The organism is Streptomyces beihaiensis, assembly GCF_026274175.1.
In the GTDB taxonomy this organism is placed as follows: domain Bacteria; phylum Actinomycetota; class Actinomycetes; order Streptomycetales; family Streptomycetaceae; genus Streptomyces; species Streptomyces beihaiensis.
Window position 1 is genome coordinate 1 of the sequence record NZ_JAPHNL010000107.1, and the last position, 10089, is coordinate 10089.

Annotated in this window: 8 protein-coding genes; 5 read left to right on the top strand and 3 right to left on the bottom strand. The window is 72.3% G+C overall.

Annotated elements, in window-relative coordinates; genetic code table 11:
* The 3 genes from mtrB to mtnA all read right to left on the bottom strand — a co-directional run.
* A partial coding sequence (gene mtrB / locus OFY01_RS11905; RefSeq protein WP_266599043.1) for an MtrAB system histidine kinase MtrB occupies positions 1-2054 on the bottom strand: 2054 nt, incomplete at its 3' end.
* A 1-nt stretch (position 2055) separates the two neighbouring features.
* Entirely contained in the window at positions 2056-2745 is a 690-nt protein-coding gene (mtrA, locus tag OFY01_RS11910) for a two-component system response regulator MtrA (RefSeq protein WP_323135500.1), read from the bottom strand.
* Entirely contained in the window at positions 2742-3878 is a 1137-nt protein-coding gene (gene mtnA / locus OFY01_RS11915; protein WP_266599049.1) for an S-methyl-5-thioribose-1-phosphate isomerase, read from the bottom strand. Before mtnA ends, mtrA begins: the two co-directional genes overlap by 4 nt.
* 206 nt (positions 3879-4084) lie before the next feature.
* Between mtnA and OFY01_RS11920 the strand changes: the two genes are divergently transcribed.
* The 5 genes from OFY01_RS11920 to OFY01_RS11940 all read left to right on the top strand — a co-directional run bounded on the left by OFY01_RS11920 (position 4085) and on the right by OFY01_RS11940 (position 9964).
* On the top strand, positions 4085-5467 hold the full coding sequence (locus tag OFY01_RS11920) for a DUF7544 domain-containing protein (RefSeq protein WP_266599045.1): 1383 nt from the start codon (positions 4085-4087) through the stop codon (positions 5465-5467).
* A 4-nt stretch (positions 5468-5471) separates the two neighbouring features.
* Complete coding sequence (locus OFY01_RS11925) at positions 5472-6164, top strand: DUF4129 domain-containing protein (RefSeq protein WP_407700324.1); 693 nt, start codon at positions 5472-5474, stop codon at positions 6162-6164.
* A gap of 305 nt (positions 6165-6469) precedes the next feature.
* Entirely contained in the window at positions 6470-7627 is a 1158-nt protein-coding gene (locus tag OFY01_RS11930) for a DUF4350 domain-containing protein (protein ID WP_266599053.1), read from the top strand.
* Positions 7627-8616: an AAA family ATPase gene (locus OFY01_RS11935; protein WP_266599055.1), complete on the top strand. Its 990-nt coding sequence runs from the start codon at positions 7627-7629 to the stop codon at positions 8614-8616. The genes OFY01_RS11930 and OFY01_RS11935 overlap by 1 nt, the downstream gene beginning before the upstream one ends.
* Positions 8617-8653: 37 nt before the next feature.
* Positions 8654-9964: a DUF58 domain-containing protein gene (locus tag OFY01_RS11940; RefSeq protein WP_266599047.1), complete on the top strand. Its 1311-nt coding sequence runs from the start codon at positions 8654-8656 to the stop codon at positions 9962-9964.
* Positions 9965-10089 lie beyond the last annotated feature (125 nt).

Here is a 10089-nt window from a genome sequence, read left to right on the forward strand (position 1 = left end):
TCCTCGGTCGGGTCGCCGCCGCGCTCGTCCGGCGCCGTCGGCGGCACCTGGCGCGGCACGCTCATCGCGACCGTCCCGCTGCCGTCGCCGCTGTCTGTGCGCGGCACCACGCGTGCGCTGCTGCCCGGGAGGGCCGTCGGGTCGGCGGTGGCCGTCGGCGCCTGTTGCGCGGCGCGTGGCACGGTCGGCGTCTTCGCGGGCAGTGGCGGGGTCTGTGCGGGCACGGCTGTTCGCTCCGTGCCGTTGCCGTGGGCGAGGCCCGCCTGGCCCAGCCCGTGGCCGCGCCGTGAGTCCTCGGGCTCCAGTGGTATCGGCGAACCGCGCAGCGGCTCGTCCGCGGTGCGCGGCAGGGTGAGGCGGAACTGGGATCCGCCGCCGGGCTCGCCCCACGCCTGCAGCCAGCCGCCGTGCAGGCGTGCGTCCTCCAGGGCGATGGACAGGCCGAGGCCGGTGCCGCCGGTGGTACGCGCGCGTGCCGGGTCGGCGCGCCAGAACCGGCTGAACACGCGAGTCGCCTCGCCCGGTTTGAGGCCCACGCCGTAGTCGCGTACGGCCACGGCGACGGCTCCGCCGGCGGCGGCGAGCCGTACGACGACGTCCTTGCCCTCGCCGTGTTCCACGGCGTTCACTACCAGGTTGCGCAGTACGCGCTCCACGCGGCGGGCGTCGGCCTCGGCGACCACGGGCTGTTCGTCGCCGACGACGCGGACGCGGGTGCCCTTGCGGTCGGCGAGCGGCTCGGCGCCGCCGACGACGCGCCGTACGACCTCGCGCAGGTCTATGGGTTCGGCTTCCAGCGCGGCGGCACCGGCGTCGAAGCGGCTGATCTCCAGCAGGTCGGCGAGGAGCGATTCGAACCGGTCCAGCTGGTCGGCGAGGAGTTCGGCCGACCGCGCGGTGACGGGGTCGAAGTCGGCCCGCGCCTCGTGGATGACGTCGGCGGCCATCCGTACGGTCGTCAGCGGGGTACGCAGTTCGTGGCTCACGTCGGACACGAAGCGGCGCTGCATCCGTGACAGGTTCTCCAGCTGCTGGATCTTGAGGTGGAGGTTCTGCGCCATCTTGTTGAATGCCTCGCCCAGACGGGCGATGTCGTCCTCGCCGGTGACCTTCATACGTTCCTGGAGGCGGCCGGCCGAGAGCCGCTCGGCGACGCCCGCGGCCATGCGTACGGGAGTCACGACCTGCCGTACGACGAGCCAGGCGATGGCGCCGAGCAGTGCGACGACGAAGAGTCCCGCTGTGGCGAGGGTGCCCTTCACGAGGGCCAGGGACTTCTCCTCCTGTGTGAGCGGGAACAGGTAGTACAGCTGGTAGGCGTGGCCGTTGGGATCGGTGAGCCGCTTGCCGATGACGACGGCGGGCTGTGACTCCTTGGTGCTGCCGCTGGCGTACACGATCCGCGTGTACTGCTGGACCGCGCCGATGCTGCTGTCGACCTTCGTCTGCAGCGTCTTGGGCACGCTGCGGTCCGGGTCGAGACCTCCGGAGGCGCGCGGTCCGCGCACGTTCTGGTTGCCGTTGCTGCCGGGCGAGCTGAGGGTCACCACCGCGTAGGCGCTCTGTCCGCCACTGGCCAGCTGGGTGACCAGGTCGCTCATCCAGTCGTTCGAGTTCAGGGTGGTTCCGGTGTTCGCGGATCCGCCGTCGCGCATCCCGGCGGCCGCCGAGTCGGCCTTGTCCTTGGCCGCGCGGAATCCGCCTTCTGCCTGGCTCTGCGACGCCTTGACCTTGGCGTCGAGCAGTCCGTTGCGCACCGAGCCGATGACGACGATGCCGAGCAGCAGAACGACGCCGAGGGACATCAGCAGGGTGGTGGCGACGACCTTCAGCTGGATGTTGCGCCGCCACAGCCGCAGTGCGGGCAGCAGCGGGCGCCGCACCCAGCGCATGACCAGGCGCAGCACCGGGCTGCCGTTCATCCCGCCCTGGAGCAGCAGGCCGCCGTCGGCGACCCGGCGCAGCCAGGAGTCACGCCCGGCCGTCGGCCCCACAGGCCGCTCCGAGCGGGTTCCCGGCGTTCCGGGCGCCGCAGCGGCACTGTCCCGGGACATGTCAGCTCGGTCCTGCCTTGTAGCCGACGCCGCGAACGGTCACGACGATCTCCGGCCGCTCGGGGTCCTTCTCGACCTTCGAGCGAAGCCGCTGTACATGCACGTTGACCAGGCGCGTGTCCGCCGCGTGCCGGTAGCCCCAGACCTGCTCGAGCAGCACCTCGCGGGTGAACACCTGCCACGGCTTGCGGGCCAGGGCCACCAGGAGGTCGAACTCGAGCGGAGTCAGCGCGATCGACTGTCCGTCGCGCTTCACCGAGTGCCCGGCCACATCGATGACCAGGTCGCCGATGGCGAGCTGCTCGGGCGCGGGCTCCTCCGACCGGCGCAGCCGGGCTCGGATGCGCGCGACGAGTTCCTTCGGCTTGAACGGCTTCACGATGTAGTCGTCCGCGCCTGACTCCAGGCCCACGACCACGTCGACGGTGTCGCTCTTGGCCGTGAGCATCACGATCGGCACACCGGACTCCGCCCGGATCAGCCTGCACACCTCGATGCCGTCCCGTCCGGGCAGCATCAGGTCCAGGAGCACCAGATCGGGCTTGGTCTCCCGGAATGCGGCCAGCGCCTTGTCGCCGTCGGCCACGAACGACGGCTCAAAACCTTCACCACGCAGCACAATGCCGAGCATCTCGGCCAGTGCGGTGTCGTCGTCGACGACAAGGACTCGTCCCTTCATGGCCCACATCATCCCATTAGCTCATCGTTATCTGGGCGTGACCTGTCACACAGCTCACCCAGCCGTTCTTCTGTCACGGGCGTCACAACGCCCTCATCAGTGACGATCGCCGTCACCAGTTCCGGCGGTGTCACGTCAAAGGCAGGGTTGTACGCCTGCGCTCCGAGCGGTGCCACCGGGATCCCGCCTACCGCCTCCACTCCGGCCTGTGGCACCTGTGGCGCCATGAACTCCGTCACCTCGCGTCCGGCCCGCTGCTCGACCTCGATGGACGCCCCGTCGGGGGTGTCCAGGTCCACGGTCGTCACCGGCGCCACCACGATGAACGGCACCTGATGGTGGTGCGCGAGCACCGCGAGCGGATAGCTCCCCACCTTGTTCGCCACCGAACCGTCGGCGGCGATCCGGTCGGCGCCGATCAGCACGGCGTCCACCTCACCGGCGGCGAACAGCGAACCTGCCGCGTTGTCCGTCAGCAAGGTGTACGCCATTCCGTTGCGCGCCGCCTCGTACGCGGTCAGGCGGGCCCCCTGCAGCAGCGGCCGGGTCTCGTCCACCCACAGGCGGCGAAGCCGGCCCGCCCGGTGTGCGGCGAGCGCCACGGCGAAGGCGGTGCCCTCGCCGCCGGAGACCAGCGCACCGGAGTTGCAGTGGGTCAGAACGCGGTGGCCGCCACCGGGCAGCAGCTGCTCTAGCAGCCGCAGTCCGTGTTCGGCCATTCGGGCGCTGCCCTCGGCGTCCTCCCGGTGCAGGTTCCTCGCGGCGGCGAGAGCGGCCTCGGCTGCCCGTCGCGAACTCTGAGCCGTGTCGTCGCCGCCGTCGGCGTCGGCGAGCGCGCCGCGATAGGCCGCCTGTGCCCTGCGCACGCCGTAGGCGAGATTGGCGGCGGTGGGCCGCGCAGCGGCCAGCGCGTCCGCCGCCTCCCGCACGTCGAAGCCGCGTGCGGCCGCGAGCGCCACGCCGTACGCCCCGGCGATGCCGAGCAGAGGCGCGCCGCGCACGGCCAGCGACCGGATCGCCTCGACCAGCCCTTGCGGGTCCGTGCACACCAGCTCGGCCTCCTCGGCCGGCAGACGTGTCTGATCGAGGAGCACCACGGCGGATCCGTCCGCCGACTCCGTCCAGCGGATCGCCGGCACACCCATGATTCTGGGCTGTTCGTCCTGGTCGGACCATTTGTCCCCGGTGGATTCCGTGCGCTGATCAGCCATCCGCCCAGTCTGCCCCGTAGGGGCCCGACAATTGAAGGTGTGCCGTCCCTGCGGTGCCAGGTCACCCCGGGCCCACCCCATGGCACCATGGCAGCCAACCCGCCACCGCGAGCGCGGACGGGCACTGTGAAGGAGCCACGATGAACGACACTCCGGGCTGGGCCTCGCCCGGATCTGCCCCGTCCGACGAGCCTGACGGCAACGGCCAGATCCCGGGCGGCCAGAACGGCGGCGCCCAGGGTTCCGGCCCTCAGGACGCCGCGGGCCAGGACCCGCGGTGGTCCAAGGAGCAGCCGCCGCCCGCACAGTGGTCCGCGCCCTCCGGTTCCGGCCAGACGCCGCCTCCTCCCCCGGCCCCCGGCTGGGGCGCGCAGCCCCCTGCCGGGCCGTACAACGGAAACGGCGGCCACGCGGGCGGCCCCGGCGGCTACGGCGGCGGTCCTGGCGGCTACGGCGGCGGCTACGGCGGCCCGGGACAGGGGTATCCCGGGCAGGGCTACCCCGGCTGGGGCGGCGGCTGGCAGGGCAGGCCGGTGGCGGCCAAGCCAGGCGTGATCCCCCTGCGCCCCGTCGGTGTCGGCGAGATCCTCGACGGCGCGGTGTCGACGATGCGTACGTACTGGCGCACCGTGCTCGGCATATCGCTCACGGTCGCCGCGGTCACCCGGCTCCTGACGGTCCTGTTGCAGGGCTTCGTCCTCAACGAGGCCACCTCGAGCACGGCCCTCGACAACCCCGACGCCACGCCGCGAGAGGTGCTCGACGCCCTCGGCGGGATACTGATCGGCTCCGGTGTCGTCGCGGTCGTCACCCTGCTGGGCACCATCGTCGCCACGGCCCTGCTGACGACGGTCACCAGCAACGCCGTGCTCGGCAGGTCCGTCACCATCGGCTCGGCCTGGCGCGACGCGCGGCCCCAGGTCCTCAAGCTGCTCGGTCTGACACTGCTCCTTCCGCTGATCGCCTCCGTGATCATCCTGGTGAGTGTGCTGCCCGGCATCCTCGTCGGAGTGTTCGGCTCCGCCGACGGGGGCGCCGCGCTCGGGGTCATCGGCGGGCTGTGCGGCGTGGTCGTCGCGATCTGGCTGATGGTCCGGTTCTCGCTGGCCTCGCCCGCGCTGATGCTGGAGAAGCAGACCGTCCGCAAGGCCATGGGGCGCTCCAGCAAGCTCGTCCGGGGCTCCTGGTGGCGGGTCTTCGGCATCCAGCTCCTGGCTGGCCTCATCACCGCGATCGTCTCGGAGATCATCCTCATCCCGTTCACCGCCATCGCCGGAGCCGTGAGCGGCAACGGCATCGGCGGCTTCCTGTCGGGCGACGGCCACCTCGGCTGGGCGTTCCTGATCATCACCGCCGTCGGCGCGGTGATCGGCTCCACGATCACCTTCCCGATCACCGCCGGCGTCACCGTGCTGCTCTACATCGATCAGCGCATCCGCCGCGAGGCCCTCGACCTCGAACTGGTCCGCGCCGCCGGCCTGCCCAGTCACAGTGGCGCCCCCGGCCCTACTCCAGGGAGCTGACGGGGTGAGCACATCCGGGGGAGTGCTCAAGGCGGCGGCCTGGCTGGCCCGCGCCGACGGCGGCGGACCGCCGGTGAGGATCCCGCGCGATCCGGCGCGGGAGGCGGCCAGGCGCGAGCTGTCCAAGCCCGCGTACCACCAGAACGACCCGAACTGGTTGATGCGCGCCCTGAACAAGTTCCTGGACTGGGTCGGCAAGCTGTTCTCCGCCGCGTCCGACGCCACCCCCGGCGGCACCGTCGGCCTGCTCGTGATCGTGCTGGCCGTCGTCGCCGTCGTGGTCGCCCTGTGGTGGCGGCTCGGCACTCCGCGCCGCTCCCCCGTCTCCGCCGCACCGCTCTTCGAGGACCGCCCGCGCAGCGCCGCCGAGCACCGCGCGGCCGCCGCGGCCCATGCCTCCGAAGGCCACTGGAACCAGGCGGTCCAGGAGCGGATGCGGGCCCTGGTGCGCGCCTTGGAGGAACGCGCCCTCCTCGAACCGCGGCCCGGCCGCACCGCCGACGAGGCGGGCGCCGAAGCCTCGCGCGCACTGCCCGCGCACGCGGACCGCCTGCGCGAGGCGGCCGGCGACTTCGACGCCGTCGTGTACGGCGGCCGCCCGGCCACCCCGGAGACGTACCAACGCCTGACCGACCTGGACACCGAGGTGGAGTACACCACCCCGGCCCTCACGGCGGCCTCGGGAGCGACACGGTGACCGACCCCGACAAGCTGGGCGTCCCCGGCGCCGACAGCGGCCACGTCGTCGACAACGCCGCCGGACGGCTCGGCCCCCGCGGGACCGGCACGCCCGGACGAACCGCCCCGCACGCGACCGGCCGGCCGACGCCGGCCACTCCGCACACCGCCCACACTCCACGCAGGCCCGGCTCCCAGGGCGGCACGGCCACGCTCACCGCGCCGCCATCCGCCGCACCCGCCCCGCCCGGCCCGAGCGGCACCACCGACGCGACCAGCGACAGCGCCTCCGGCACCACCTCCACCGCGCCCACTGCGCGCCAGATCTGGACCCGCACGCGAGGCATCACCCTGGCCCTGGTCCTGCTCCTGATCGCCGCCGTGCTCATAGCCGTGGTCCGCTCCGGCGAGAAGCACGGCATGCTCGATCCGCGCTCGGCCGACCCGTACGGCAGCCGCGCCGTCGCCCAACTCCTGGCCGACCGCGGCGTCGACACACGCGTCGTCACCACGACCGACCAGGCACGCGACGCCGCCGGCCCCGACACGACGCTCCTCCTCGCCACCCCGGATCTGCTCACACCACACCAGCAGGACCGGCTGCGGGCAGCCACCGAGCGATCGGGAGGGCGCACGGTCCTCGTGGCCCCCGGCTCCCCGTCGCTCGACACGCTGGCCCCCGGCGTGACCGAAGATCCCGCGCCCAGCCTCGACACCACACTGGACCCGGCCTGCGCCCTGCCCGCGGCCCGCCGCGCCGGCGCCGCCGACACGGGCGGCCACCGCTACCGCACCACGGTCACCGGCACCGACTCCTGCTATCCGAGCGACGGCGCCCCGACCCTGCTGCGCCTGCCCGCGCGGGCCGAATCCACCAACGGCACCGGCGACACCGTGCTGATCGGCGCCCCCGACATCCTCCTCAACAGCCGCCTCGACGAGCAGGGCAACGCCTCGCTCGCCCTTCAACTCCTCGGTACCCGTCCGCATCTGGTCTGGTACCTCCCCTCCCTCTCCGACGACGCCGCGGCCACCGGCTCCGAAAACGACCGCAGCTTCGTCGACCTGGTCCCCAAGGGCTGGCTCTGGGGCACACTGCAACTCTTCATCGCGGCAGCACTCGCCGCCCTGTGGCGAGCCCGCCGCCTCGGCCCGCTCGTCCCCGAGCGGCTGCCCGTCGCGATCCGCGCCTCCGAAACCGTCGAAGGCCGCGCCCGCCTCTACCGCAAGGCGAACGCCCGCGACCGCGCCGCCACAGCTCTGCGTATCTCCACCCGCACCCGCCTCGCCCCCCTCATCGGTCTCCCCCCGTCCCAGGCCCACACGCCCGAGACCTTCCTCCCTGCCCTGGCACATCAACTCCCCACGCCCGCGCAGGACCTGCACACTCTCCTCTTCGGCCCACCGCCGAAGACCGACGCAGCGCTCATCGCACTCGCCGACCACCTCGACGCCCTCGAAAGAGAGGTACGCCATTCATGATGGACCCGACCACTGACAACGCCGGGCCCACGACCGATCCGCGCAGCTCACGGGCGTCCTTGGAGGCCCTGCGCGCGGAGATCGCCAAGGCCGTGGTCGGGCAGGACTCCACCGTCACGGGCCTGGTCGTGGCCCTGCTCTGCCGTGGCCACGTCCTCCTTGAGGGCGTTCCCGGCGTGGCCAAGACCCTGCTCGTGCGCTCCCTCGCGGCCAGCCTCGAACTCGACACGAAGCGCGTCCAGTTCACCCCCGACCTGATGCCCAGCGACGTCACGGGCTCCCTGGTCTACGACACCAACACCACGCGCTTCTCCTTCCAGCCCGGCCCGGCGTTCACGAACCTCCTCCTCGCGGACGAGATCAACCGCACGCCGCCCAAGACCCAGTCCTCGCTCCTGGAGGCCATGGAGGAGCGTCAGATCACGGTGGACGGCACCGCGCGCCCGCTCCCCGAACCGTTCATGGTGGTCGCCACCCAGAACCCGGTCGAGTACGAGGGCACCTACCCGCTCCCCGAGGCCCAACTGGATCGTTTCCTCCTCAAGTTGAACGTGCCGTTGCCCACCCGGCAGGACGAGATCGCGGTCCTGACCCGCCATGCGTCCGGCTTCGACCCCCGCGACCTCGGCTCCGCCGGCGTGCGCCCCGTGGCCACCGCCGCCGACCTGGAGAGCGCCCGCGCCGCCGTCGCGAAGACTCAGGTCTCTCCCGAGGTCACGGCGTACGTCGTCGACATCTGCCGCGCCACCCGTGAATCGCCGTCCCTCTCCCTCGGTGTGTCCCCGCGCGGCGCCACGGCGCTCCTGTCCACCGCCCGCGCCTGGGCCTGGCTGACCGGCCGCGACTACGTGATCCCCGACGACGTCAAGGCCCTGGCCCTGCCCACCCTGCGCCACCGCGTCCAGCTGCGACCGGAAGCCGAGATGGAAGGCGTCACCGCCGACTCCGTGATCAACTCGCTCCTCACCCACGTCCCCGTCCCCCGCTGACCCGGACAGCACCGGAGACTGGAGGACTGGAGACCTCATGGCCCTCACCGGACGCACGGCTCTGCTCGCCGCGCTGGGTTCCCTCCCCGTCGGCATCTGGGAGCCCAGTTGGACGGGCATCCTCGCCGTCAACACCCCCCTGGCCCTGGCCTGCGCCTGCGACTACGCCCTCGCCACACCCGTACGACGTCTCCTCCTCGCCCGATCCGGCGATACCTCCGTGCGTCTCGGAGACCCGGCGGACGTCACCCTGACGGTCACCAACCCGACGCGTCGCCGCCTGCGGGCCCAGCTCCGTGACGCGTGGCCGCCCAGCAGCTGGAGCCCCGGCACGGAGTACGAGGCGTCCCGCCACCGGGTCGACATTCCGGCAGGCGAACGCCGCCGCGTCACCTCACGGCTGCTGCCCACTCGGCGAGGCGACCGCCGAGCCGACCGCGTCACGATCCGTTCGTACGGGCCCCTGGGGCTGTTCACGCGGCAGGGCACGCACCACGTCCCCTGGACGGTCCGGGTGCTGCCGCCCTTCCACAGCCGCAAACACCTCCCCGCCAAACTGGCCCGCCTGCGCGAACTCGACGGCCGCACCAGCGTCCTGACCAGGGGCGAGGGCACCGAGTTCGACAGCCTTCGCGAATACGTGCCCGGGGACGACACACGCTCCATCGACTGGCGCGCCACGGCCCGTCAGTCCGCAGTCGCCGTCCGCACCTGGCGTCCGGAACGCGATCGTCACATCCTCCTGGTCCTCGACACCGGCCGCACCTCCGCCGGCCGTGTAGGTGACGTGCCACGCCTGGACGCTTCCATGGACGCGGCCCTGCTGCTCGGCGCGCTGGCTTCCCGCGCGGGTGACCGCGTCGATCTTCTGGCCTACGACCGTCGCATTCGGGCTCTCGTCCAGGGCCGCACGGCCAGAGAGGTTCTGCCCGCTCTGGTGGAAGCCATGGCTCCGCTGGAACCGGAACTGGTTGAAACGGATGCCCGAGGTCTCACGTCCACGGCTCTTCACACAGCCCCACGCCGGTCCCTCATCGTCCTGCTGACGTCTCTGGACGCCGCACCACTCGAAGAGGGTCTTCTACCGGTTCTGTCCCGCCTGACACAGCGGCATCCTGTGGTCGTCGCGTCGGTGGCCGACCCGGTGGTCGAGACCATGGCGACATCACGGGGCGACACGGACACGATCTACGCCGCGGCCTCGGCATCCCAGGCTCAAGCGGAACGCCTCCGCACCGCGGAGCAACTCACGCGACGTGGCGTCACCGTCGTCGACGCGACTCCTTCCGACCTGGCTCCGGCCCTCGCGGACGCCTATCTCACGCTCAAATCCACGGGCCGCCTCTGAACGGGCCGCCTCTGAACGCCGGGGCATTCGGCCGGGGCGGGCGAGGGCGAGTCTCTCTCCCCCGCCCCCTTCCGGCACACCTTTGCCCTAAACGCAGAGAAGCCCGGACCGTTCCCGGTCCGGGC

Bases quoted from the DNA above. Each gene is read 5' to 3' on its own strand.
- mtrA (WP_323135500.1), bottom strand. From the start codon at position 2,745: ATGATGTGGGCCATGAAGGGACGAGTCCTTGTCGTCGACGACGACACC.
- mtnA (WP_266599049.1), bottom strand. From the start codon at position 3,878: ATGGGTGTGCCGGCGATCCGCTGGACGGAGTCGGCGGACGGATCCGCC.
- OFY01_RS11920 (WP_266599045.1), top strand. From the start codon at position 4,085: ATGAACGACACTCCGGGCTGGGCCTCGCCCGGATCTGCCCCGTCCGAC.
- OFY01_RS11935 (WP_266599055.1), top strand. From the start codon at position 7,627: ATGGACCCGACCACTGACAACGCCGGGCCCACGACCGATCCGCGCAGC.
- OFY01_RS11940 (WP_266599047.1), top strand. From the start codon at position 8,654: ATGGCCCTCACCGGACGCACGGCTCTGCTCGCCGCGCTGGGTTCCCTC.